Annotated in this window: 26 protein-coding genes; 14 read left to right on the top strand and 12 right to left on the bottom strand. The window is 71.1% G+C overall.

Features of this window, described 5'->3' with window-relative positions:
• The first annotated feature begins 45 nt into the window (after nt 1–45).
• Nucleotides 46–312 (top strand): DUF6458 family protein, encoded by a 267-nt coding sequence (locus tag EXE58_RS00675; RefSeq protein WP_135266105.1) that lies wholly within the window; start codon nt 46–48, stop codon nt 310–312.
• Here the strand turns inward: EXE58_RS00675 and metW are convergent.
• The 3 genes from metW to EXE58_RS00665 are packed head-to-tail and all read right to left on the bottom strand — an operon-like array spanning nt 267 to nt 3,317.
• Complete coding sequence (gene metW, locus EXE58_RS19885; protein ID WP_244242362.1) at nt 267–902, bottom strand: methionine biosynthesis protein MetW; 636 nt, start codon at nt 900–902, stop codon at nt 267–269. The two genes, EXE58_RS00675 and metW, sit on opposite strands and share 46 nt — an antisense overlap.
• Complete coding sequence (gene metX, locus EXE58_RS19880; protein ID WP_244242361.1) at nt 892–2,010, bottom strand: homoserine O-acetyltransferase MetX; 1,119 nt, start codon at nt 2,008–2,010, stop codon at nt 892–894. The genes metW and metX overlap by 11 nt, the downstream gene beginning before the upstream one ends.
• Nucleotides 2,011–2,018: 8 nt before the next feature.
• Nucleotides 2,019–3,317: an O-acetylhomoserine aminocarboxypropyltransferase/cysteine synthase family protein gene (locus tag EXE58_RS00665; protein WP_135266104.1), complete on the bottom strand. Its 1,299-nt coding sequence runs from the start codon at nt 3,315–3,317 to the stop codon at nt 2,019–2,021.
• A gap of 169 nt (nt 3,318–3,486) precedes the next feature.
• Here EXE58_RS00665 and rpsO point away from each other — a divergent pair, with 169 nt between their 5' ends.
• The 3 genes from rpsO (at nt 3,487) to EXE58_RS00650 (ending at nt 7,645) form a co-directional block, all read left to right on the top strand.
• The gene (gene rpsO, locus EXE58_RS00660) at nt 3,487–3,762 is read left to right on the top strand and encodes a 30S ribosomal protein S15 (protein WP_135266103.1); all 276 of its coding nucleotides are present in this window, start codon (nt 3,487–3,489) and stop codon (nt 3,760–3,762) included.
• Between the two features lie 262 nt (nt 3,763–4,024).
• Nucleotides 4,025–6,256, top strand: a complete 2,232-nt coding sequence (locus EXE58_RS00655) for a polyribonucleotide nucleotidyltransferase (RefSeq protein ID WP_135266102.1) — start codon at nt 4,025–4,027, stop codon at nt 6,254–6,256.
• Between the two features lie 72 nt (nt 6,257–6,328).
• The gene (locus EXE58_RS00650) at nt 6,329–7,645 is read left to right on the top strand and encodes a M16 family metallopeptidase (RefSeq protein WP_135266101.1); all 1,317 of its coding nucleotides are present in this window, start codon (nt 6,329–6,331) and stop codon (nt 7,643–7,645) included.
• Between the two features lies 1 nt (nt 7,646).
• Here the strand turns inward: EXE58_RS00650 and EXE58_RS00645 are convergent, their stop codons facing one another.
• The gene (locus EXE58_RS00645; RefSeq protein WP_135266100.1) at nt 7,647–8,162 is read right to left on the bottom strand and encodes a class I SAM-dependent methyltransferase; all 516 of its coding nucleotides are present in this window, start codon (nt 8,160–8,162) and stop codon (nt 7,647–7,649) included.
• Between the two features lie 80 nt (nt 8,163–8,242).
• Between EXE58_RS00645 and dapB the strand changes: the two genes are divergently transcribed.
• The 4 genes from dapB to EXE58_RS00625 all read left to right on the top strand — a co-directional run bounded on the left by dapB (nt 8,243) and on the right by EXE58_RS00625 (nt 13,670).
• Nucleotides 8,243–8,998, top strand: coding sequence for a 4-hydroxy-tetrahydrodipicolinate reductase (gene dapB / locus EXE58_RS00640; protein WP_135266099.1), 756 nt, complete (start codon nt 8,243–8,245; stop codon nt 8,996–8,998).
• A 75-nt stretch (nt 8,999–9,073) separates the two neighbouring features.
• A complete protein-coding gene (locus tag EXE58_RS00635; RefSeq protein WP_135266098.1) occupies nt 9,074–12,172 on the top strand; it encodes an FtsX-like permease family protein in 3,099 nt (1,032 codons plus the stop codon).
• A complete protein-coding gene (locus tag EXE58_RS00630) occupies nt 12,169–13,014 on the top strand; it encodes an ABC transporter ATP-binding protein (RefSeq protein ID WP_135266097.1) in 846 nt (281 codons plus the stop codon). The genes EXE58_RS00635 and EXE58_RS00630 overlap by 4 nt, the downstream gene beginning before the upstream one ends.
• Nucleotides 13,014–13,670 carry an ABC transporter ATP-binding protein gene (locus EXE58_RS00625; RefSeq protein WP_135266096.1) on the top strand — a complete coding sequence of 219 codons (657 nt, stop codon included), beginning with the start codon at nt 13,014–13,016 and terminating at the stop codon, nt 13,668–13,670. Before EXE58_RS00630 ends, EXE58_RS00625 begins: the two co-directional genes overlap by 1 nt.
• Before the next feature lie 20 nt (nt 13,671–13,690).
• Here EXE58_RS00625 and EXE58_RS00620 read toward each other — a convergent pair whose 3' ends face one another.
• The 4 genes from EXE58_RS00620 to EXE58_RS00605 are packed head-to-tail and all read right to left on the bottom strand — an operon-like array spanning nt 13,691 to nt 15,855.
• The gene (locus tag EXE58_RS00620; RefSeq protein WP_135266095.1) at nt 13,691–13,987 is read right to left on the bottom strand and encodes an AzlD domain-containing protein; all 297 of its coding nucleotides are present in this window, start codon (nt 13,985–13,987) and stop codon (nt 13,691–13,693) included.
• Nucleotides 13,987–14,703, bottom strand: coding sequence for an AzlC family ABC transporter permease (locus EXE58_RS00615; protein ID WP_135266094.1), 717 nt, complete (start codon nt 14,701–14,703; stop codon nt 13,987–13,989). The genes EXE58_RS00620 and EXE58_RS00615 overlap by 1 nt, the downstream gene beginning before the upstream one ends.
• A complete protein-coding gene (locus EXE58_RS00610; RefSeq protein WP_244242360.1) occupies nt 14,696–15,259 on the bottom strand; it encodes a GNAT family N-acetyltransferase in 564 nt (187 codons plus the stop codon). Before EXE58_RS00610 ends, EXE58_RS00615 begins: the two co-directional genes overlap by 8 nt.
• A complete protein-coding gene (locus EXE58_RS00605; protein WP_135266093.1) occupies nt 15,256–15,855 on the bottom strand; it encodes a DUF3043 domain-containing protein in 600 nt (199 codons plus the stop codon). Before EXE58_RS00605 ends, EXE58_RS00610 begins: the two co-directional genes overlap by 4 nt.
• Before the next feature lie 165 nt (nt 15,856–16,020).
• Between EXE58_RS00605 and EXE58_RS00600 the strand changes: the two genes are divergently transcribed.
• The 4 genes from EXE58_RS00600 to pspAB are packed head-to-tail and all read left to right on the top strand — an operon-like array spanning nt 16,021 to nt 18,586.
• Entirely contained in the window at nt 16,021–16,812 is a 792-nt protein-coding gene (locus EXE58_RS00600) for a PspA/IM30 family protein (RefSeq protein WP_208544090.1), read from the top strand.
• Entirely contained in the window at nt 16,809–17,087 is a 279-nt protein-coding gene (gene pspAA, locus EXE58_RS00595; RefSeq protein WP_135266092.1) for a PspA-associated protein PspAA, read from the top strand. The genes EXE58_RS00600 and pspAA overlap by 4 nt, the downstream gene beginning before the upstream one ends.
• A 7-nt stretch (nt 17,088–17,094) precedes the next feature.
• Entirely contained in the window at nt 17,095–18,003 is a 909-nt protein-coding gene (gene htpX, locus EXE58_RS00590) for a zinc metalloprotease HtpX (protein ID WP_135266091.1), read from the top strand.
• Between the two features lie 10 nt (nt 18,004–18,013).
• Nucleotides 18,014–18,586: a PspA-associated protein PspAB gene (pspAB, locus tag EXE58_RS00585; RefSeq protein ID WP_135266090.1), complete on the top strand. Its 573-nt coding sequence runs from the start codon at nt 18,014–18,016 to the stop codon at nt 18,584–18,586.
• A gap of 82 nt (nt 18,587–18,668) precedes the next feature.
• On the opposite strand, the gene EXE58_RS00580 is transcribed toward pspAB, so the two are convergent.
• Genes EXE58_RS00580 through EXE58_RS00570 form a run of 3 tightly spaced genes read right to left on the bottom strand, consistent with a single transcriptional unit; the run spans nt 18,669 to nt 21,967 of the window.
• Nucleotides 18,669–19,856, bottom strand: coding sequence for a winged helix DNA-binding domain-containing protein (locus EXE58_RS00580; RefSeq protein ID WP_135266089.1), 1,188 nt, complete (start codon nt 19,854–19,856; stop codon nt 18,669–18,671).
• A gap of 7 nt (nt 19,857–19,863) precedes the next feature.
• A complete protein-coding gene (nadA, locus tag EXE58_RS00575) occupies nt 19,864–21,048 on the bottom strand; it encodes a quinolinate synthase NadA (protein ID WP_135266088.1) in 1,185 nt (394 codons plus the stop codon).
• A 19-nt stretch (nt 21,049–21,067) separates the two neighbouring features.
• Nucleotides 21,068–21,967, bottom strand: coding sequence for a GNAT family N-acetyltransferase (locus tag EXE58_RS00570; RefSeq protein ID WP_208544089.1), 900 nt, complete (start codon nt 21,965–21,967; stop codon nt 21,068–21,070).
• 60 nt (nt 21,968–22,027) lie between these two features.
• Between EXE58_RS00570 and EXE58_RS00565 the strand changes: the two genes are divergently transcribed.
• Both EXE58_RS00565 and erpA read left to right on the top strand, forming a co-directional pair.
• A complete protein-coding gene (locus tag EXE58_RS00565) occupies nt 22,028–23,110 on the top strand; it encodes a glycerate kinase family protein (RefSeq protein WP_135266087.1) in 1,083 nt (360 codons plus the stop codon).
• 91 nt (nt 23,111–23,201) lie between these two features.
• Complete coding sequence (gene erpA / locus EXE58_RS00560) at nt 23,202–23,564, top strand: iron-sulfur cluster insertion protein ErpA (protein WP_135266086.1); 363 nt, start codon at nt 23,202–23,204, stop codon at nt 23,562–23,564.
• Nucleotides 23,565–23,686: 122 nt separating this feature from the next.
• Here erpA and EXE58_RS00555 read toward each other — a convergent pair whose 3' ends face one another.
• Entirely contained in the window at nt 23,687–23,929 is a 243-nt protein-coding gene (locus EXE58_RS00555) for a hypothetical protein (protein ID WP_135266085.1), read from the bottom strand.
• Nucleotides 23,930–23,976 lie beyond the last annotated feature (47 nt).

Below are 23,976 nucleotides of genomic sequence, written 5' to 3'. Positions count from 1 at the left end.
TAGGCTGTCGGTCGACACATCCACTCACAGAACCGGAGTCGTGCCATGGGATACGGAGGACCGATCGGTCTCATCGTGCTGGGCCTGATCCTGACCTTTGCCCTCAGGGAGCAGCAGGTCGGCCCGCTCAACGTCTGGACGCTCGGGCTGATCCTGGCGGGCGCGGGCGTGGTCTGGCTGCTTCTCGTCATCGCGCAGCAGAACACCAAGCGACGTCACACCACCACGGCCACCACGACGGATGCGGAGGGCCGCCAGGCCTCGACTCAGCGGACGAGCGAGTCCGACCCGCCGGCACCGCCGGCAGTCTGAGAGACCAGCAGGTAGACGGCCCCGCCAGCCACGAGGTTGGCGGGGCCTCGCCGTGCCAGGACGGTGCGCCGACCCGACGAGTCGAGCAGCACCCGCTCCTGGACGCGCATCCCCGCGGTCGCGAAGAGCTCCTCCACGTCGACGAGGCTGGCCAGGTGGATGTTGGGAGTGGCGTACCACGGGTGGGGAAGGACCGGCGAGACGGGCATCCGGCCCCGGAGCAGGAGAGCCAGGCGGTGTCGCCAGAGGGCGAAGTTGGGGATCGACACGATGCCTCGACCCGCGATGCGACCCACCTCGCCCAGGATGTCGTCGGGACGGCGCGTGGCCTGGAGCGTCTGGGAGACCACGACCAGGTCGTAGGAGCCGTCGCCGAACTGGTCGAGCTGGGAGTCGATGTCGAGGTCGATGACGGGCACACCCCGGCGGATGGCCGCCACGAGCGAGTCGGGGTCGCTGTCGACTCCGGTGCCGGTGCAGCCTCCCTCGCGGGTGAGGTGGTCCAGCAGCTCGCCGGAGCCGCAGCCCAGGTCGAGGACGCGCGACCCGGGTGGGACGAGCCCGGCGACCACTTCGAGGTCAGGACGCACGACCGGCCTCCTCGTGGGCGCGGTCCAGGAAGGCCGCGACGGTCGTGAGGTAGTCGGGGACGTCGAGGAGGAACGAGTCGTGCCCGTGGGGCGAGCCGATCTCGCGGAAGGAGGTCGGCAGCCGGGCACCTTCGAGCCTGCGTGTGATGCGTCGCGAGTGCTCGGTGGAGAACCGCCAGTCCGAGTCGAAGGACATGACCAGGAACCTGGGAGGACGTGGGCACGATGCGGCCGCGTCGAGGGCCCCCGGCTCGGAGAACGGGTCGAAGTAGTCCAGGGCTCGCGAGAGGTAGAGGTAGGAGAGGGGGTCGAAGCGGTCCAGGAAGGTGCTGCCCTGGTGCTCGAGGTAGGACTCGACCGCGAAGTCGACCCCGAACCGTCGCCTGGGCTCGTCGGCATCCTGGATCCGCCGCCCGAACTTCGAGGCCATCGCCTCCTCCGAGAGGTAGGTGATGTGGGCCATCATCCGTGCCGTGGCGAGCCCGGAGCGGGGTCCGCCGCCCTCGTCGTACCTTCCCTCGGAGAACTCGGGGTCACGCATGATGGCCGACCTGGCCACCGCCGAGAAGGCGATGTTCTGCGCCGACAACCGGCTCGAGGCCGCCACGACCACGGCGTTGGCCACCTCGTCCGGGGCGTCGAGCGCCCACTGGAGTGCCTGCATGCCCCCGAGCGAGCCGCCCACGACGGCGAGCAGCCGCGTGATGCCCAGGTGCCGGACGAGCCGGCGGTGCACCTCCACGAAGTCGCGGATCGAGAGCAGCGGGAAGTCCAGGGCGTACGACGCCCCGGTGGCGGGGTCGATCGACGCGGGGCCCGTCGTGCCGCGGCACCCGCCCAGGAGGTTGGCGCACACGACGAAGAACCTGTCGGTGTCCACGGGTCGCCCGGGTCCGACCATGGTGTCCCACCAGCCCGGGTCGTCGGTGGTCCCGCTCGCATGCGAGTCGCCGGTCAGCGCATGGGCGATGAACACGGCGTTGGACCCGGCGTCGTCGAGCTCGCCCCAGGTCTCGTAGGCCACCTCGACGTGGGGGAGCACCCGACCCCCCTCGAGCCGCAGCGGCTCGTCGAGGGTCAGCCGGTATGTGGTGCGGGCGTCCGGCACGTCCGCGGCTACTGCGTCCCGCCGGTTGCCTTGGTGAGGGCCTGCTCGAGGTCGGCGAGGATGTCGTCGACGTGCTCGATGCCGATGGAGAGGCGCACCATGTCCTCCGGGACGCCGGCCGCCTCGAGCTCCTCGGGCGTGAGCTGCGAGTGGGTGGTCGTGGCGTTGTGGATGGCCAGCGACTTGGCGTCGCCGATGTTGGCGAGGTGGCTGAACAGCCCCAGCCCCTCGACGAACGCCTTGCCCGCGTCGCGGCCGCCCTTGATCCCGAAGGAGACCAGGCCGCCGTACCCACGCCCGGTGAGGACCTTGTCGGCGGTCGCGTGGGAGCTGTCGGTCTCGAGGCCGGGGTAGTTCACCCAAGCCACGTCCTCGCGCGCGGCCAGCCACTGCGCGACCTTGAGGGCGTTCTCGCTGTGGCGCTCCATGCGCAGGTGGAGCGTCTCCAGGCCCTGGAGGAACAGCCAGGAGTTGAAGGGGGTCGTCGCCGCACCCGTGTTGCGCAGCAGCACGGTGCGCGCCCGGATGATGTAGGCGAGGTTGCCGACGGCCTCGGTCCACACGACGCCGTGGTAGGCGGCGTCGGGCTGGGTGAGACCCGGGAACCTCTCGGAGTGGGCGGCCCAGTCGAAGTTGCCGGAGTCGACGATCACGCCGCCGATGGACGTGCCGTGGCCGCCGATGTACTTGGTCGCGGCGTGCACCACCACGTCGACACCGTGCTCGAAGGGCTTGCACAGGTAGGGCGTGGGCGCGGTGTTGTCGATGATGAGCGGCAGGCCCTGGGCGTGCGCGGCGTCGGCCCAGGCGTCGAGGTCGACCACGTTGATGCGCGGGTTGCCGATCGTCTCGCCGAAGACGAGCTTCGTCTTCTCGTCGACGTGCTTGGCGAGCTCCTCCGGCTTGCCCGGGTCGACGAACCGGACCTCGATGCCGAACTGGGGGAGCGTGTGCGCGAACAGCGCGTAGGTGCCGCCGTAGAGCGTCGACAGCGCGACGATGTTGTCACCGGCGTAGGTCAGGTTGAGCACCGCGTAGGTCGTGGCGGTCGAGCCCGAGGCGACAGCCAGGGCGCCGACCCCGCCCTCGAGCTGGGTCATCCGCTGCTCGAACACGTCCTGGGTGGGGTTCATGATGCGGGTGTAGATGTTGCCCGGCTCGGCGAGGGAGAACAGGTTGGCCGCGTGCTCGGTGTCGTTGAACACGTAGCTCGTGGTCTGGTAGATCGGCACGGCACGGGAGTTGGTGGCCGAGTCGGCCTCCTCCTGTCCGGCGTGAACGGCGAGGGTCTCGGGCTGGAGGGTCATGCCTCCAGTGTGCGGGGTCGGAGCGTGCCGAGCGGGCCACGTCCGCGTTTTGGGAGGCCTCCGGCGCCGCTGATAGCCTCCCCATGTTGCCGTGCAACGGCCGCGGATCCCAGTGCCCGGATGGACAAGCTCCGGCGCGCCGCGCAACGAGAGAAAACAAGGAGCCCTCATGACTGTCGGAACCGACGCTGAGACCAAGAAGAAGATCATCGCCGAGTACGCCACCACCGAGGGCGACACCGGCTCTCCCGAGGTCCAGATCGCGCTGCTCAGCCACCGCATCTCCCACCTCACCGAGCACCTCAAGCAGCACAAGCACGACCACCACAGCCGCCGCGGGCTGCTGCTCCTCGTGGGCCAGCGCCGCCGGCTCCTCAACTACCTGCAGAAGACCGAGATCGCGCGCTACCGCTCGATCGTCGAGCGTCTCGGCCTTCGTCGCTGACTCTCCGGAGCGGCTCCCTGCCGGGGAGCCGCTCCGCTTCGTTTAACAACTCAACACACACCACACCAGGAGTGACCCGCAACGTCCGGCTCGGTCCTCGGTAGTGGCTCCCGGTTCGGCCTCGCGCCGACACCGAGGGCCTCGATCGAAGACCGGCCCCTCCACACCGGAGACGCAATGCTGGCGGGCAACCTTCGATGATCCGCCCACGCAGGCGGACGCCGCGGATCACTCCGAGAAGAGAAAGCAGGGACCTGCTTCCATGAGTGAACCCACCATCGCCGCAGTCGAGACAGTCCTCGACAACGGCAGCTTCGGCAAGCGCACCATCAAGTTCGAGACGGGTCTGCTGGCCCGCCAGGCAGCCGGCTCCGTCACGGCCTACATCGACGACGAGACGATGCTGCTCTCGGCGACGACCGCGGGCAAGACGCCCAAGGACCACTTCGACTTCTTCCCCCTGACGATCGACGTCGAGGAGCGGATGTACGCCGTGGGCCAGATCCCCGGCTCGTTCTTCCGCAGTGAGGGTCGTCCCGGCGAGGACGCGATCCTCACCTGCCGTCTCATCGACCGGCCGCTGCGCCCCACCTTCAAGAAGGGCCTGCGCAACGAGGTCCAGGTCGTCATCACCGTGATGGCGCTCGACCCCGACATGCCCTACGACGTGCTGGCCATCAACGCCGCGTCGCTGTCGACCCAGCTCTCCGGCCTGCCGTTCTCCGGCCCGGTCGGTGGCGTCCGCGTCGCCCTGATCAAGGGCCAGTGGGTCGCGTTCCCCACGCACTCCCAGCTCGAGGAGGCCGTGTTCGACATGGTCGTCGCGGGCCGGGTCACCGACACCGGTGACGTCGCGATCATGATGGTCGAGGCCGAAGCGACCGAGCAGGTCATCGAGCTCGTCCAGGGCGGCCAGCAGGCCCCCACGGAGGAGGTCGTGGCCAGTGGCCTCGACGCCGCAAAGCCGTTCATCAAGCAGCTCATCGAGGCCCAGGTCGAGCTCGCCAAGGAGTCGGCCAAGCCGGTTCAGGAGTTCCCGATCTTCCTCGACTACGAGGACGACGTCTACGCCGCCGTCGAGGCTGCCGTGCGCGACGACCTCGCCGCCGCGATGCAGATCGCGGGCAAGGAGGAGCGCAACGACCGCACCGACGAGCTCAAGGCCCAGGTGCTGGACAAGCTCTCCGGTCAGTTCGAGGGCCGCGAGAAGGAGATCGGGGCTGCGTTCCGCTCGCTGAACAAGTCCCTGGTGCGCGAGCGCGTCCTGCGCGACAAGGTCCGCATCGACGGCCGCGGCCCGGCCGACATCCGCCCGCTGCACTCCGAGGTCGGCGTGATCCCGCGCGTCCACGGCTCGGCCCTGTTCGAGCGCGGTGAGACCCAGATCCTGGGCGTCACCACCCTCAACATGCTCAAGCTTGAGCAGCAGCTGGACACGTTGTCGCCGGAGAAGCACCGCCGCTACATGCACAAGTACGTCTTCCCGCCGTTCTCCACCGGCGAGACCGGCCGGGTGGGCTCGCCCAAGCGTCGCGAGGTCGGTCACGGTGCGCTCGCGCGCCGCGCCATCCTGCCGGTGCTCCCCAGCCGCGAGGAGTTCCCCTACGCGATCCGCCAGCTCTCCGAGGCCATGGGCTCCAACGGCTCGACCTCGATGGGCTCGGTGTGCGCCTCGACGCTCTCGCTGCTCCAGGCCGGCGTGCCGCTGAAGGCCTCCGTCGCGGGCATCGCGATGGGTCTCATCTCCGACGAGGTCGACGGACAGACCCAGTACGTCGCCCTCACCGACATCCTCGGTGCCGAGGACGCGTTCGGTGACATGGACTTCAAGGTCGCCGGCACTCGCGAGTTCGTCACCGCGCTCCAGCTCGACACCAAGCTCGACGGCATTCCCGCCGAGGTCCTGGCCAGCGCGCTGACCCAGGCCCGCGACGCCAGGATCGCGATCCTCGACGTGATGGCCGAGGCCATCGACGCGCCCGAGGAGATGTCGATCCACGCGCCGCGGATCATCACCGTCCAGGTGCCCGTCGACAAGATCGGCGAGGTGATCGGGCCCAAGGGCAAGGTCATCAACCAGATCCAGGACGACACCGGGGCCACGCTCTCGATCGAGGACGACGGCACGGTCTACATCGGGGCCACCAACGGTGAGGCTGCCGAGGCGGCCAAGGCTGCGGTCAACGCCATCGCCAACCCGACGATGCCCGAGGTCGGCGAGCGCTACCTCGGCACGGTCGTGAAGACCACCAACTTCGGTGCCTTCGTCTCGCTCATGCCCGGCAGGGACGGTCTGCTGCACATCAGCAAGCTGCGCTCCCTCGCCGGCGGCAAGCGTGTCGACGCCGTCGAGGACGTCGTCTCCGTCGGCCAGAAGATCCAGGTCGAGATCGGTGAGATCGACGACCGCGGCAAGCTCTCGCTCGTCCCCGTGGTGGAGGAGTCCGCCGACGAGGCGACCGAGCCCGCCGACGAGGACGCCGCGTCCGAGTGACCTGAAGCTCCGTCACGACCGGCCGGCAGGGAACCTGCCGGCCGGTCCTGTTTCTCCCGCAGAAAGGCATCAGTGCAGAACAACGCTTCGAAGCAGGGCACCACCAGGACCCTCCAGACCGTCAAGGACAGCGGGGGGCAGGTGACCTCGCGGGTGCGTCGTACCGTCCTGCCCAGCGGGCTGCGCATCCTCACCGAGCAGATGGCCGGGACCCGGTCGGCGAGCATCGGCGTCTGGGTGGACGTGGGCTCGCGTCACGAGACCCCCAGCCTGCACGGCTGCTCCCACTTCCTCGAGCACCTGCTCTTCAAGGGAACCCCCGAGCGCAGCGCTCTCGACATCTCCGTCGAGCTCGACACCATCGGCGGTGAGTTCAACGCGTTCACCGCCAAGGAGTACACCGTCTTCCACGCTCGCGTGCTCGACGAGCACCTCCCGATCGCCGTCGACGTCCTGGGCGACATGGTCACCGCCTCGGTGATCGCCAAGGCCGACGTGGAGGCCGAGAGGGACGTCATCCTCGACGAGATCGCCATGCACGACGATGATCCCGACGACGTCGTCCACAACCTCTTCGCGCAGCAGGCGTGGGGTGATTCGCCGCTCGGCCGCCCGATCGCGGGCACCGAGGCGTCGATCTCCGCCATGACGCGCGCCCAGATCCACCGCTTCTACAAGCGTCACTACCGGCCCGAGCACATGGTGGTCGCGGTCGCCGGCAACGTCGACCACACCGCCGTGGTCCGGATGGTGCGCAAGGCGTTCTCCCGCCAGGGATTCCTCGACGGCGAGGCGACGCCCGCGGAGCCGAGACTCACCTCGCGCGCCCGCGCCGTGCACCCCGGGGAGTCGCGGACCACACGCCCCCTCGAGCAGGTCAACCTCGTGCTCGGGGTGAAGGGCCTGACCCGCACCGACGAGCGTCGCTTCGTGCTGGGCGTGCTCAACACCGCGCTCGGTGGCGGCACGTCCTCCCGCCTCTTCCAGGAGGTGCGCGAGCTCCGTGGACTGGCCTACTCGGTCTACTCGTTCGCGAGCCACCACGCCGACGCCGGCGTGGTCGGCGTCTCGGTCGGGTGCCTCCCGGCCAAGTACGACGCCGTGCTGGCCACGGTGCGTGCCGAGCTCGCGAAGGTCGCTGCCGAGGGCATCACCGCCGAGGAGCTCGAGCGCGGCAAGGGCCAGCTCAAGGGCGGACTGCTGCTCGGGCTGGAGGACTCCGGCTCGCGGATGTCACGCCTGGGCAAGGCCGAGCTCGTCTACGACGGGCTGCTGACCCTGGACGAGGTGGTGGCACGGATCGAGGCAGTCACCCTCGAGGACGTCCGCGCGCTGGCAGCAGAGCTCTTCGGCCAGCAGGAGATCCTCGCCGTCGTCGGGCCGGCCTGACTCAGCGGCGGCCGATGATGCCGATGACGGGCGGCGCCTTCTGCTCCACCACGCTGACGCGGAAGCCGCCTCGCATGAGGTTCTCGGAGGCGAGCTTGACGATGTTGGGGACGAGCTCGGGTCGGTTGGCCTCGTAGAACAGGTAGACCGCGCCGCCCGGGACGACGCGCTCGTGGAGCAGTGCCACCTCGTCCTCACAGGGGCGCACCCAGAAGAGGTTGACGTTGAAGGCGAAGACCTTGTTGAGGCGCTTGACGGGGACGCGCAGGGTGGCCAGGTCGATCTGACGGACGACGAGCCGGCCGGCGTCGACGTGCTTCTGGTTGCGCCGCTTGGTGCGGTCGACACCCGACTCCGAGCGGTCGATCGCGAACAGCTTGCCGGTCTCGAGCCGGGCGCAGATCGCCTCTGCCCCGGCGCCGGGACCACAACCGATCTCGAGGACCTGGTCGCTCGGCTGGACGTCCATCAGGTCCACTGCCCACTTGATGCGCGGTGGGATGGTCTGTTGCCGCATGGACGACAGCCTGCCAGACCCGAGTTCACCAGTCAGCCACCGCCACTCCCCACGGACGGCCCGGCACTAGGTTGGGAGCCATGAGCCAGAAGCTGCGAGTGGGTGTCCTGGGTGCGCGTGGAAAGGTCGGCCGTGAGGTCTGCCGGGCGGTCGAGGGCGCCCCGGACACCGAGCTGGTGGCCCAGGTGGACGCCGGCGACGACATCGAGGAGCTGGTGCGCGCCGGTGTCGAGGCCGTGGTCGACTTCACCCACCCGGACGTCGTCATGGACAACCTGCGCTTCTGCATCGAGCACGGCATCCACGCAGTCGTCGGCACCACCGGGTTCGACGACGACAGGCTCGAGCAGCTCCGAGGCTGGCTCGGAGACGAGCCGAGGGCGGGAGTGCTGATCGCGCCCAACTTCTCCATCGGCGCCATCTTGATGATGCACTTCGCTGCGCGAGCGGCCCCGTTCTTCGAGTCGGCCGAGATCGTCGAGCTGCACCACCCCGACAAGGCGGACGCACCGTCCGGCACCGCGCGTCGTACCGCGGCGCTCATCGCCGCGGCCCGGCGTGACGCAGGCATGGGGACGATGCCCGACGCCACGTCCACCGTCCTGGACGGAGCCCGCGGCGCCGACGTCGACGGGGTCCGGGTGCACGGGCTGCGCATCAGGGGCCTCGTCGCCCACCAGGAGGTGGTCCTGGGGGGAGTGGGGGAGACCCTGACCATCCGGCACGACTCCCTCGACCGGGCTTCCTTCACCCCCGGCGTGCTCACGGGACTCCGCGCGATCACCGATCACCCCGGCCTGACGGTCGGCCTGGAGAACTTCCTCGACCTCGGTTGACGGCTCGTGCCTGACCGCCTGCCCCGGGCGTAGGGTGCGCTCGACGGCCACGGAGCACGGGGGAGGGGGTTGAGAGTGCGGCGGTTCCGCAATCGTCCGCTCGAGACGTCGGGCCTGCTCGTCCTCTCGGCACTCCTGACCGCGATCGTCTGCTTCGCACCGCTCTACGACGGTGCCATGCGACAGGAGGCCACCGACCGCCAGCTCGCGCAGGCGCCGAGCTTCGTCACGGACGTCCGGTTCACCTCGACCGCGGACCCCGACTACTACGAGCCGCGGCCGGCCCTCCCGCCGGATGATCTCGAGCAGCTCGTTCCCGACAGCATCAGGCCCTACTACCGCGACCCCGTCGCGGGCCACGTGGCGGACGCGTCGGTGCCGTCCGGCCGGCACAAGTCCTCCGGCAGGGTGCTGTCCCGGCCGGGGCAGTGCGAGATCGTCACCATCGTGGAGGGCTCCTGCCCGTCCGGGCCCGGCGAGGTGCTGGTGAGCGCCGCTGACCGGGAGAACTTCGGCTTCCGGGTCGGCGAGGCCTTCGAGGTCTCGGCGCAGGACGGAGCGAAGGTCCGGCCCAACGGCCTGGTCGACCCCGTCCCGCGGGTCCTCGAGCTGGAAGTCGTCGGGACCTACGACTCCTCGCCCTTCCGTGAGCCGTCGCAGGTGTGGGCAGGACAGCGCCTCGGCGGGTTGTCCGGCACGGTCAACCCCGGTCCGCCCACCGGCCTGTTCCACGACGCCTGGCTGGCGGAGGCGAGCTCCTTCACCGCAGGGGAGCGCCTGCCCCTCGCGGGGCTGGCGTCCTACGTCGGTCTCGAGCTCGACCAGGACAGCGTGGGGGCCGGCGAGGTCGCGCTGGTGGCGAAGGTGCTCGAGCGGCTCGGTCCCGAGGTCGCGATGCGCACCGACGCCGACATCGCCGTGGAGTCGACGATCGGGACGATCGCGGAGAGCGTCGAGGTCCAGGTGGACCAGGCGCGGGTGACGGTCCCGTTGCTCATGGCGCAGCTGGCCCTGCTCTGCCTGGTGGTCTTGTGGCTGGCGTTGCGTGCAGCAGCGGAAGCACGACGTCCCGAGCTGGCGTTGGCGCGGCTGAGGGGCCGCCGGCGCACCGGCGCGCGCCGCCACGTGGTGAGCGAGCTGCTGCCCGTGCTGCTCGCGGGCGTGCTCCCCGGCGCGGTGATCGCCGTCGCCGGCTGCGCGCTCCTTCAGCGCTGGCTCCTCTCCGTGGTGTGGACGCTCCCGGAGGTTGGCCTTCGGCTCTGGGCCGCCCTGGCGCTCGCCGCGATGCTCCTGGCGGTCGCCGTCCTGCTCGTCGCCCACCGCATGAGCCTCGAGCCGGTGGCCGACCTGCTCCGCCGCGTCCCGGCCAGGCGGTCGCCGTGGCAGGTCGGGGTGGTCGCCACCGGCGCCGTGGCTGCAGCAGGAGCGGCGCTCGTCGCCATCGTCTCCGGTGACGCCCATGGACCGGTCGCCCTCGCTGTGCCGGCCCTCCTGGCCGTGGTGGTCGGGGTGGTCCTCGCCTACCTGAGCAGTCCCGCGGTGAGCCTGCTCGGGCGCTGGCTGCTCCGCCGCGGCCGCCTCGTGGAGTCGGTGGCCATGCTCGGCGCCGCCCGGAGCGGCGCGGCGGCCCGCACCGTCGCCATGGTGACAGTGGCCGCAGGACTCGCCGTCTTCTCGGTCAACGCGCTGTCCGTCGGTGAGCGCAACTGGAGCCTGGCTGCCGCTCAGCGCGCCGGTGCGTCCGTCGTCGTACCAGCCAGCGGCGGCACCGTCGCCCAGTTGCGTGCGGCGGCGAGGGAGGCCGACCCGTCGGGCGATCACGTCACGCCTGTCGTGCGGGTCACTCCACCCGGCACCAATGCGCCCGAGGTGCTGGCCGTGCTTCCCGAGTCTTTCGGCCGGGTGGCGCTCATCCCCGGTGGCTCGCCGCCCGACGACGTGTGGGCGACCCTCGAGCCGGGCGACGCGGAGCCGCTGCAGGTCACGGGGGAGCGTGCGCAGGTCAGGCTCGAGGTGGACGAGCTGCGGACCCGCGACGCCGACGGGGCATCGCCGCCCGTGGACCTGTGGGTGATGCTGCGCAACGAGACCGGGCCCACCTCGGTCTGGCTGGCACGCGACCTCCGGGCACGTACGACCACCCGCCCCAGCGTCGCGCTCCCGTGCTCGGCCGGGTGCGTCGTCACCGGCTTCGCCCTCCGGACGGTCCCGGGCTCGTCGATGCGAGCCCAGGTGACCCTGGGTGACCTGCGGGTCGACGGCGCACCGGTGGGGCTGGACCCGCGGGGTGGGTGGCACCAGTCGACGGGGACGGACCTCAGCGTGACCTCCACCAGGGTCGGTGACGACCTCGGGATCGAGGTGGAGAGCAGTGGTGCGGCCGCAGCAGAGCTGGTGTCCGCCTGGCTCCCCTCGTCCGTGCCCGTCCTCGCCACCGCGTGGGTGGCGAAGGACGCAGGCTCCTCCGGGGCGGGCATCACCGCGGTCACGGGGCTCGACGGGCTCCTGGTGCCGGCAGAGGTCACCGGGACGATCGCCCACGCCCCGGCCTCGGGCGACCGCACCGTGGTGGCTGCCCTCGAGACGCTCGAGCGAGTGGCGCCGGGCCGGCCGGAGGCGGCAATGGAGCTGTGGGTCGACTCGCCCTCGCGCCGGGTGGCGGCGGAGGAGGCTCTCGTCGCCCAGGGACTGGTCGCCGGTGAGGCCCGATCCGCGGCGGCCCTCGAGGAGGAGCTGCGCAGCACCACTGCTGCCTGGAGCCTCCAGCTGGCCCTGGTGGTGGGGATCCTCGGGGTCCTCCTGGCCGGCACGGCCCTGGTCGTGGTCGGGGTGGCGGGCTGGCGGTCGAGCAGCCGCGACCTCGCGGGGCTTCGGCTGGCGGGTCTCTCGGCGCGGGCCGTGCGTCGGGTCGCGATCCTGGCACAGCTCCCTGCGGTCCTGGTCGGTGTCCTCGCCGGGATCGTGAGCGGCCTGCTCGGGGCGAGGATCGCCCTGCCGATCGTGCCGCTGTTCGCCACGGAGCCCGAGGTCTCCCTGCTCGAGCTCGGCCCCGCCTGGTGGACGGCCGTGGCCGCTGGGGGGTGCTGCCTCGTGGCGCTCATGGGCACCGGGGCGGCGGCCGGGCTCGGTCTCGCCCGCCGGTCGGAACCCCAGCGGACGCGGGAGGCCCTGTGAACGGATCGGCGATCCGCACGCGTCGCCTCGTGCACATCTACCGCAGCGAGGGCCACGACGTGGCTGCCCTGTCGGGGGTGGACCTCGACGTCCGGTCGGGTGAGTTCATGGGCCTGCTCGGACCATCCGGAGCGGGCAAGTCGACGCTCCTCAACCTGCTGGCAGGGCTCTTCCGGCCGAGCGCGGGCAAGATCTTCATCGACGACGTCGAGCTGTCGCAGGCCCCGGAGGCCGAGCTCGACCGTCTGCTCCGCACGCGCGTGTCGCTGCTGCTCCAGGGTGCACCCCGCAACCTCATGCCCTTCCTCGACCCGACCGAGAACATCGCCTTCGCCCAGTCAGCGGCACGCAGTGACGGCGTCGACCTGCCGCCACCGGCAGACGTGCTGGACCAGGTGGGTCTCGCGGGAGCGGCGACGCGGCCACTGTCCGTCCTCTCGCCGGCTGACCGCCAGCGGCTCGCGATCGCGGTCGCGATCTCGACCGGGCCCGGCCTCATCCTCGCCGACGAGCCGACCAGCATGCTCGACCACCGGGCCAGGGACGCGATCCTGGAGACCCTGGCCGACATCAACCGGTCCACCGGGGCCACGATCGTGCTGGTCACCCATGATCCCGACGTCGCCGACTTCCTCCCGCGCACCGTGACCATCCGTGACGGCCGCATCGGCGGGGAGGGACGCTCCGGCGAGGAGTACGCCGTCGTGACCGCCGACGGCTCCCTGGTGCTGCCCGAGCACGCGCGGCTCGACCTGCCTCCCGGCACGTTGGTGAGGTTCCACCTCGTCGACGGCCAGTACGTCCTCCTCGTCGAGGACCCGAGCCGAGGTGTGGGTGACTGATGGACCGGAGAGCCTTGTGCGCCCAAGGGATGAGCGTGGCGTACGACGGGGTGGAGGCGCTGCGTGACGTCCACCTCGACCTGTCCCCGGGTTCGTTCCTGGCGGTGCGTGGGCCGTCGGGCTCCGGGAAGTCCACCTTGCTCTGGGCGCTGGCAGGCCTGGTCCCGCTGCGCAGCGGCTCGGTGTCGCTCGGTGACGTCGCCGTCACCGGCCCCGACCAGGCCTCGAGGCCGCGCATCGCACTGATGCCTCAGGGCAACGGCCTGGTCGGCACCCTGACGGCCCGGGAGAACGTCTACGTCGCGGCGGTCGCCTCCGGGCTGGCCCCGAAGGAAGCCGATCACCGCAGCGGTGAGGCGCTGCACCGCCTGGGGCTCGAGGACGTGGGGGAGCACCTCATCGAGGAGCTCTCCGGGGGCCAGCAGCAGCGTGCCGCCCTCGCGCGGGCGCTCGCCACGAACCCCGCAGTGCTCCTGGCCGACGAGCCCACGAGCGAGCTCGACTCCGCCAACCGTGAGCGGGTCATCGCGGCGCTGCGTGACGAGAGCGACCGGGGTGCGGTCGTGGTGATGACCACCAACGACCCGGTCGCCGCGGAGCAGGCTGACGTCGTGCTCCACATCCACGAGGGAGAGCTGACCGGGACGCTCCCCTGAGCCTGCCCGGCGCCCGGTGGTCAGAGGGCGCGGACGAGAGCGGCCACAGCCGCAGCGCCGATCACGACGACGAGGAACGGCGCCCGCAGCAGCAGTGCCACCACCGCGAATGCCAGCCCCGCGGTCCGGGCGTCGACCTCGAGGTCGGGACCGGTGCTCCAGACCTGGACGGCGACCAGCGCGGCCAGGAGCGCCACCGGGATCAGGTCGGCGACCCGCTCGACGACCGGGTGGGCCAGTACGCGGGCGGGGAGGGACAGCCCGGCCAGCTTGAGGGCGTAGCAGCCGACGCACGCGAGGAGGATCGCCGTCCACATCAGTGGTGACCCCCCGCCACGTCGCCGGGACCGGGAACCTCGGTGGGATCGGTCGTTCCCCGCGTCAACACCCCGGCGAGGAGGGCGACCCCGCCTGCGGCCAGCACCGGCCAGCCCGCCGCCGTCAACGGCACCAGCACGAGCGCCACCGCCGCGGCGACGAGCCCGACGACCTGGTTGGAGCGGACGTCCAACCTCGGCCAGAGCAGGGCGAGGAACGCCGCGCCCACCGCGGCGTCCAGCCCGTAGGTGCGGGGGTCGCCCAGGATCTGCCCACCGACCGCCCCGATGGCCGTGGCGAGGTTCCACAGCACGAACACCGACAACCCCGTCGAGGCGAACCCCAACCGGGCCTCCGCGCGCGTCCCGCGGTTGACGCTCATCGCGGTGGACTCGTCGATCAGGACGTGCGCCGCGGCGGCGCGGCGCCATCCCCTCCAGCCCAGCAGCGGGGCCATGCGAAGGCCGTAGAGGGTGTTGCGCGTGCCGAGCAGGAGGGCCGTAGCCGCACCCGAGACCGGGGCGCCGCCCGCCGCCACGACGCCGACGAACGCGAACTGGGACGCCCCGGTGAACATCAGGAGCGACAGGACGCAGGTCTGCAGGACGCTCAGGCCGCTGGCCACCCCGATCGCCCCGAAGCTGACGCCGTAGAGGCCGGTGGCCAGTCCGACGGCGAGGCCGTCGCGGACGATGCCGGAGCGCTCGTCAGTCACGACCTGCTCGGTCGCCGATCGCGGTGTGCAGGCGGACCTGCTTGACCGTCGTCGTGCCCTCCCCGTCGAGGTCGAGCTCGCGGTGGGCCGAGTCGGGAGCCCAGCCCGCGTCGGTGAGGAACGTGCGCGTCGCATCGTCGGTGGAGACCACCCACGTCACCGCGCGGGTGAACCGGTCGGCCACGAGCGTGTCCACGGCGGCCTGGAGAAGACGGGAGCCGTGCCCCTTGCCCCGCTCGTCGGGAGCCAGCACCAGCTCGCCCAGCTCACCGTCGGCCACCGGGTCGCAGTCGGGGTCGCTCGCGGGAGAGGTCACCGCGAACCCCACGACGCGGTTGCGCTCGAGGGCGACGAGCACGCGGTTGCGTGCGTCAGCCGGGCGCGTCATCGCCGCTCGCCAGGCTTCGGCCACCGCCGCAGCGTCGGCGGGCAGGGCGCCGGCCGGCAAGAGGTCGCCGTACATCTCGGGCCACGCGCGCATCTGGACCTCGGCGACGGCGGGGGCGTCATCGGCCCATGCCACGCGGACCGAGACGTCGGCGGTGGGTCCGCTCACCGGTAGGTGTCCGGGAGCTTCTGGCCGACCTTGACCTGGGCCTTGGGCAGCCGCATGAACCGCATCTGCATGGAGCGCATCAGGGCGTAGAGCGTCGAGCCCTTGGTCGACTCGCCCGGGAAGCGCCGCGCGAGCTCGCGTCGCAGGCGGAACCGCATGAAGAAGAAGTCGACCAGGATCAGCATCAGCGTCGTGAAGAGCAGCGTGTTGCTCAGGCGCGCGGCGGTGTCGTTGCCCGAGTAGCCCATGATCATGGACACGACCAGGAGCGGCACGAGCAGCTCGATGAACGTGAAGCGGACGTCGACGAAGTCGCGGATGAAGCGCCGGACCGGTCCCTTGTCACGGGCGAGCAGGTAGCGCTCCTCGCCGGCCTTCATGCCCTCCCGGGCCCGGCGCGTGGAGTCGCCCCGCGCGCTGCGCTGGGCGAGCATCTGCTCCTTGCGCGAGCGGGGGGCCTTGGCGCGCGCACGCGCAGCCGCCTCGGCCTCCTTGCGTGACGGGGTGGGCCGTCCCTTCGCGCCCGGTCGGTCGGGCGTGGACGTGGTCGCCGGGGCTGCGCTGGTGGGCGCCTCGGACTTCGTACGACGGAACAACTCAGGCTGCCTTCGGGGGGATCGGATGCTCCGGCCAGCCTATCGCCGTACCAGCGGACGCCCGCGATCGGCGCCGGACAACGCTGCTGGGTGCTACCTCTTGCTTGGCATTGGATCTAGGGTGAAGACGACAACCGAGCATGACGAGAGAGGGTCCGCACCCCGATGAGTCTCATGAAGCGCATCAGCCTGATCTTCCGGTCCAAGGCCAGCAATGCCCTCGACCGGGCGGAGGACCCCCGCCAGACGCTGGACTACAGCTACCAGCGCCAGCTCGACCTGCTCTCCAAGGTCCGTCGCGGCGTGGCCGACGTCGCCACCAGTCGTAAGCGCGTCGAGCTCCAGATCAAGCAGCTCGAGCAGCAGTCCGCCAAGCTCCAGGGCCAGGCCGAGAAGGCCATCGGCGTCGGTCGCGAGGACCTCGCCCGCGAGGCCCTCACCCGCAAGTCCGGCCTGACGACCCAGATCACCGACCTCCAGGCCCAGCGCGACAACCTCCAGGGCGAGGAGGAGAAGCTCGTGCTCGCCCAGCAGCGGTTGCAGACCAAGGTCGAGGCCTTCCGCACGCGCAAGGAGACCATCAAGGCCAACTACACCGCTGCCGAGGCGCAGACCCGCATCGGGGAGGCCATGTCCGGCATCGGCGAGGAGATGGGCGACGTCGGGCTTGCCATCCAGCGCGCCGAGGACAAGACCGCCCAACTGCAGGCGCGTGCCGGTGCCATCGACGAGCTGATCGCCTCCGGCGCCCTCGACGACGCCTCGCAGCTCAACTCCGGCGACGACATCGCCCGTGAGCTCGACGCCCTCAGCTCCGGCAGCGACGTGGAGGCTGAGCTCGCCCGGCTCAAGGCCGGCAGCCAGCCGCAGGCCATCGAGTCCGGTGGCGACATCCTCGCCGACGAACAGGCCGAGCCCGAGTCCGCCCGACGCGACACCGAGGGCGGTCAGCCGTGATCGTGCGCATCCTGGGCGAGGGCCAGTACGACCTCGAGGACCACGCCCTCGACGCCCTCAACGGTCTCGACACCCAGATCGAGTCCGCCATCGAGTCCGGTGACGAGGCGATGTTCCGCACCGCGCTCGAGGGCCTGCTGGCGGCCGTGCGTGCCTCGGGCACCCACCACGATCCCGAGAGCCTGGACGAGTCCGACCTCATCCTGCCTCCGGGCGACGCCACCCTCGAAGAGGTCCGCGAGCTGCTCGGGGACGACGGCCTGATTCCCGGCTGAGCGCTCCGTGGCCCACTCCCGCTTCATCAAGGACGCCGGTCTCACCGCCCGGATGACCCTGACGATGTTCCTCCTCGGGGGGCTCTTCGTCGCGCTGGTGGTCGGCGTCATCTATGCCGTGGGGTGGGGCTACGCGCCGATCGTCGCCGTCATCGCGATCGGCATCGCCTTCTGGCAGTGGTGGAGCTCCGACAAGGTCGCCATGAGGGCGATGCGGGCCCGCGAGGTGACCCCCGAGGAGGCTCCGGAGCTGCACGGCATGATCGACCGCCTCTGCGCCCTGGCCGACATGCCCAAGCCACGGGTGGGCGTCTCCGACATGGCGATGGCCAACGCCTTCGCGACGGGCCGGTCCCCGGAGCGTGCGGTGGTGTGCGTGACCACCGGGATCCTCCAGACGCTCGACGCCGAGGAGCTCGAGGCGGTGCTGGCCCACGAGCTGAGCCATGTCGCCCACCGTGACGTCCTGGTGATGACGATGGCGGCCTCCGCCGGCATCGCTGCTGGGCTGCTGATGCGTGGCGCCCAGTTCGGGATGATGGGGCGCTCCCGCAACAACAACGCCCTGCCAGCCGTCCTCGTCGCGGTGCTCGTCAGCCTGGTGGTCTACGCCGTCAGCTTCCTGCTGCTGCGCCTGCTCTCGCGCTACCGCGAGCTGTGTGCCGACCGAGCGGGCGCCTACCTCACCATGAAGCCCGGTGCCCTCGCCTCTGCGTTGCAGAAGATCAGTGGTAGCGGGGCGGCGGCCATCCCCACCAAGGACCTGCGCTCCGTCGATGCGGCGAGTGCGCTGTGCATCGTCCCGGCGATCAAGGGCGCCTCCCTGGCCTCGCTGATGGCGACCCACCCACCACTGGAGAAGCGCCTCGAGCAGCTGGCGCGCATCCAGGCCGAGCTCGGCCGCCCGACGGCCTGAGAGCGCGGTCATGGGCCTGTGGGACGCGATGCGCGGGCGGTCACGCCCCACGCGCAACAACCTCGACTCCCTCTTTCTCGTCCCCAGCGCGGCGATCACGCTGCAGACTGCCGCGGGTCTGGAACCCACGGGGCTCGGGGCCGTCTGCTACCGCGCCGCCGCGGGCGCGGCCTTCGCGCAGACGCAGGACGACGTCGTGACGCTGATCCGCGACGACCCCGATGCGCCTGAGGTGTCCTTGTCGACCGACCCCTTCGGCTTCACCTGGCTGGTGGTCGACGACGACCCGCACGACCTCACCGGCCTGTGCACCGACCTGCACGCCGTCAACACCAGCCTGGAGGCTCAGGGCTTCCAGGCCGGGCTGCTGTGCTCCGTGGTCCCCTTCGCCTCGTCCACGGGCCAGAAGGTCGGGCTCGTCTACCTCTACAAGCAGGGCACGTTCTACCCCTTCGCGCCCACCGGTCCGCAGGCACGCGACAACCTCCTCGAGCTCTCGGTGCGCGACCACCTCGCGGCCGAGCTGCCGATGGAGCAGGACCTCTCACGCTGGCTGGCGCTCTGGGGTGCCCCGGGTCTCTGACCTGTGCCGCGGGCTGCCCAGGGTGGCGGCACACGACATCGGCCAGGCTGGTCGCCAGGATGTCGTACGCCGCCAGCGTGGATCAGGGAAGCCGGGCCCGCTTCATCTGGGGCGAGGCGTAGACGTTGGTGACGACCGTGCCGTCCAGCCACGTGGAGAGGCGCGCGACCTCCCGCTCGAGGGCGGCCAGGCCTTCGGCCCCCACGTCCTCCAGCAGCGAGAGCCGCACCCTGCCTGCGGCGTCCTGGACCCAGCAGCCCACGATGCGGCCGTTCCACCAGGCCGTGGTCCCGGCGTTGCCGTTGGTGTCGAAGAGGTACGGCGCGTGGGCGGCGTCGAGGTAGTGGGCCCGCGACTTCCACCCCATCGTCGTCGGGTCGAGCGTCGGCAGCAGCGCCGCCCATGGCTCGACGGGGTCGGTCCCCTCGAGGTCGTCGGGCAGGACCCACCCCGTCGACCCGTCGTCGAGCGCGACCTCCACGGCATCCACGTCGGCAAGGGCCCGTGTGACAGCGGTCTTCGTCGACCCCAGCCACCACTGGATGTCTGCGGCTGTCCCGGGGCCGAAGGTGGCGAGCCAGCGTCGTACGAGCTCGGCGTAGCCGGCAGCCTCGTCGAGGGGCTCGGGAACATCGCCCAACCAGTGGGCGGTCAACGCCCACGTCGGCTTGTTGAAGCGCCAGTGGCCTGCGTTGTGGGCGCGTACGACGTCCCCGCGCACGCCGAGCTGGGTGAGCACCCACGGCGCGACGTTGACCGGACGGCCCCACTTCGTGCCGGTCCCGATCTCGACGGTGCCGGTGAGCTCCGGGACGTCCTGGCGCAGCTGCGTCGTCGTCGCGGGGCCCTCCTCCAGGCGAAGCAGCACCGCCTCGCAGGCGCGGTCGAGCCAGGCGTCACCGTCGTCGGTGATCCCGGCTGCGACGACGTCCTTGGCCACCCTGCGCGACAGCGCCCTCGCGACCCTGGCCGACGCGCTGCCCCATGCCGCGGGCAGCAGGTCGCGCGGGAAGACGAACAGGGTGCGCCGCATCGCCAGCTGCTTGACGACCGAGCGGTAGTCGTAGAGGGCGGCGTCCACGTCGGACGGCGTGACACCCTCCGCGCGCGCGGCCACGGCCAGGTGGACGGTGGCGGCTTCAGTGGCGTGCAGGACGGTCATGGCACGGGTGACTCCCACGACGTCGCACCGCCGCGCGCTGGGCGCGAGCGCGTGTCGTACGGCGATCCGGCGGCGACGCTCCTCGTCGTCGATCCGGGGGAGTGCCACGTGGGGCTCAGTCGCGGTGGGACTTGCCCGGCAGGTCGAGCATCCGCTGCAGGGCGACCAGCGCCTCGCGCTCGGTGTCGGGGTCGACGCTGATCTGGTTGACGACGTTGCCGGCGACGAGGTTCTCCATCGCCCACACGAGGTGGGGCAGGTCGATGCGGTTCATCGTCGAGCAGTAGCAGACGTTGCGGTCGAGGAAGACGATGTTCTTGTCGGGGTGGGCGTCGGCCAGGCGCTTGACGAGGTTGAGCTCGGTGCCGATGGCCCAGGTGGTGCCTGGCTCGGCCGCCTCGATCGTCTTGATGATGAACTCCGTCGAACCGACCAGGTCGGCCTTGAGCACCACCTCGTGGGTGCACTCCGGGTGGACTAGGATATGGATGCCGGGGTGCTGGGCGCGGAGATCGTCGACGACGCTGGCAGAGAACCGCCCGTGCACGGAGCAGTGTCCCTTCCACAGGATCATCCGGGCGGCTCGCAGCTCGTCGACGGTGAGGCCGCCGTTGGCCTTGTGGGGGTCCCAGACGACGCAGTCCTCGAGCGACATGCCCATCTTGAGCACCGCGGTGTTGCGGCCGAGGTGCTGGTCGGGGAAGAACAGCACCTTGGCGCCGTCCTCGAGGTGCGCCTTCTGCTCGAAGGCCCACTCCAGCGCGACGTCGGCGTTGGAGGAGGTGCAGACGACGCCGCCGTTGCGGCCGCAGAAGGCCTTGATGTCGGCGGTGGAGTTCATGTAGGTGACCGGCACGACGCTGTCCTGGACGCCGGCGTCGGCCAGCGCGTCCCAGGCGTCCTCGACCTGCGCGAGGCGGGCCATGTCGGCCATCGAGCACCCCGCGGCGAGGTCGGGCAGGATGACGCGCTGCGTGTCGGCGGTGAGGATGTCGGCGGACTCCGCCATGAAGTGGACGCCGCAGAACACGATGAACTCGGCATCGGGCCGGGCCGCGGCGTCGCGGGCCAGCTTGAAGGAGTCGCCGGTGACGTCGGCGAACTGGATGACCTCGTCGCGCTGGTAGTGGTGGCCCAGCACGAACACACGCTCGCCCAGGGCCTCCTTGGCCGCGAGGGCTCGGGCGACCAGGTCAGGGTCGGAGGCGGGCGGCAGGTCGCCGGGGCACTCGACGCCTCGCTCGGCGTCGAGGTCGCGGCCCTTGCCGAGCGGGAGCAGGGGCAGGTCCACCGTGGTCATGCCCCCATCCTAGGGAGGGTCACAGCAGGCTGCCGTGGTGGATGTACGGCGTGGGCGGCTTCATGCCGCGGAGCGCGAGGTAGCCCGACTGGTGCACCTCCAGGCCCGCGGCGAGCCCCACGTCGATGGCCCACTCGTTCGCCGCGGTGACGTGGCTGACCTGGACCAGCTCGCCCGGCGGCGTCGACGCGAGTGCTTCCCACATCAGGAGGGCGGCGGTGCGGCGACTCGTCGCCGCGAGGAGGACCGGTGAGCCGGAGTCGTCGACGTAGGCGTAGCCGGTGCCGGAGGGGTGGTCCACCACGGCCAGCCGGAAGAGCGACAGCAGCGGCTCGTGGTCGGGTCCGTGGGCGGCGCCGCGCGTCTGACGGTCGACGGAGTCCATCAGGTCCCGGTCGCCCGGGGACCCCTCGCGGACGCGGTCGAGGTCCGGCAGGACGGCGCGGTCCACGACGCCGCGCAGGAGCATCTGCGGGTGGAGCGTGAAGCCTGAACGCCGGTAGCGACGTACGGCGCGCGGATCGGCGGACGAGGCGAGCATCCCTCGCAGGCAGCCGCGCCCGTGGTGCATCGCCGCCTGGAGGAGCTGGGTGCCGACACCCAGGCCCTGTCGGCCGGGGAGCACGGCGTACGAGGAGAGGATCCACATCAGCTCCCGGACGCGCGAGACGGCGCATCCGACGACCTCTCCGTCCACCTCGGCCACCCAGCAGCCGCCCGGGTCGGTGCGCAGGGCGTGCCGGGTGCGCTCGATCCACGAGGCCTCCCGGGCGAGCGTGCGCGGCACGGGGTCGGGCCATGCGCGCTGGTAGGTCTGCAGGTCGACCTCGTGGAAGGCCCGTGACGTGATCTCGCCCATCGCCGGAAGGTCGGCCTCGGTCGCCGGCCTGACCAGCACGTCATGCGTCGTGTCACCCATAGCGCGCCGAGCGTATGACGTCCCGGCGGCGCACACCGGGCGGCAGGGCAGGATGTGGACATGCGCGTGCTCATAGCCCCCGACAAGTTCGCCGGCACCCTGACGGCCGTGGAGGCTGCCGAGGCCATCGCCGCGGGCTGGGCACGCCAGGCGCCCGGCGACGAGCTCGACCTCGCCCCGATGGCCGACGGTGGTCCCGGCTTCGTGGACGTGCTCCACGCCGCGCAGGGCGGGGAGCTCCTCGGTGTCACGGTGGAGGCTCCCCACGGCGAGAAGGTCCCTGCCACGGTGCTCGTGGTGGGCGACGTCGCCTACGTCGAGGCAGCCCAGGCCTGCGGGATCCACCTGATGGACGGCGGCGCCGAGTTCGGCAGCACCGTGGGCGTCGGCGAGCTCCTCATCGCCGCGCTCGAGAGCGGCGCCCGTCGTATCGTGGTCGGCCTGGGCGGCTCGGGCACCAACGACGGCGGAGCAGGCGTGCTGGCCGCCCTCGGCGCGACGTCCGACGGGATCCTCGACAGCGGCGCCATCGCGCTCGACACCGTCTCGCGCGTCGACGTCGCTCCGGCGCGTGCCCGGCTCGCAGGCGTCACCCTGGTCGCAGCCACCGACGTCGACATCCCCCTCACCGGCATGTTCGGCGCCACCAAGACGTTCGGTCCCCAGAAGGGGATCGACGAGGATCGCATCGCCGAGGTCGACGGCTGGCTCGAGGGCTTCGCGACGGCGAGCGATCGTCGTACCTCCCTGGAGAAGGGAGCCGGCGCCGCGGGCGGCATCGGGTTCGCGCTGCTGCTCCTGGGGGCCAGCCGCGAGCCCGGCATCGAGCTGGTCTCCGAGGCCGTCGGCCTGCTCGCTCGTGCGCGAGCGGCTGACCTGGTCATCACCGGCGAGGGGGCGTTCGACTTCAGCAGCAGGTCGGGCAAGGTGCCGTACGGCGTCGCCGAGGTCTGCTCCCAGGCACTGCGGCCGTGCGTCGCGCTCGCCGGTCAGGTCCTCGTCGGCTCCCGCGAGATGCGCGCCCTGGGCATCGAGTCGGCCTACTCGCTGGTCGACGCGGTGGGGGAGGAGCGGGCGTTCGCCGACCCGGCCGGCGCGCTGGCCGACCTCGCCGAGCGGGTCGCCCGCACCTGGTCACGCTGACCGGCTGGCGGATGAGGTGGGCCGCCACGGAATATCCACGCGTGTGCGACCATTGAAGGCAGCAGCACGTACCGACTTCTGGAGGATCACGATGACCGAGCAGGTCGAGACCAGCACCGAGCGCCGCACCGACCAGATCAACCTGTCCGCCGTCGCGGCCGAGAAGGTGAAGAGCCTGCTGGCGCAGGAGGGTCGTGACGACCTGGCGCTGCGCATCTCCGTGCAGCCGGGTGGCTGCTCCGGGCTGCGCTACCAGCTCTTCTTCGACGAGCGCACCCTCGACGGTGACGTCACGACCGACTTCGACGGCGTGACCGTCGTGGTCGACCGCATGAGCGTCCCCTACCTCAACGGCGCCCAGATCGACTTCGTCGACTCCATCGAGAAGCAGGGCTTCACGATCGACAACCCCAACGCCACCGGCTCCTGCGCCTGCGGCGACTCCTTCCACTGAGCTCGGGGCGGTCCGCCGCCCGAGCACGCAGGACCTGGACACGAACGAAGGGCCCCCGCCTGAGGCGGGGGCCCTTCGTCATGTCACGCGCGACACCTTCGACAGGGAGGGAGGGAGGGAGATCAGTCGAGATGCAGGTGAAGCGCATTCGCCAAGCGGGCGGCGGCATCGGAGATCGCAATTTCCCGTTTGCCCACCTCGCTCGGGTAGTCCTCGAACCGCAGGCTCGGCGCTGCTGCCACCCTTGCCCGCGCGGGGCTCGGCAGTCGCAGGTTGTGACCCACGACGTGGCAGTCGGCAGCCAGCTCCACAGACGGCGCGAGCTCCGCGTGCGTCAGGTGGGAAGCAGGTGTCTGTCGGCTCATGTCGACGACGCTATTGGCTACTGATTGGTATCCCAAACGGTACTCAC

Source organism: Nocardioides seonyuensis (genome assembly GCF_004683965.1).
In the GTDB taxonomy this organism is placed as follows: Bacteria; Actinomycetota; Actinomycetes; order Propionibacteriales; family Nocardioidaceae; genus Nocardioides; species Nocardioides seonyuensis.
The sequence above is the reverse complement of the archived record's forward strand: the minus strand, read 5'-3'. Positions and strand labels throughout refer to the sequence as shown.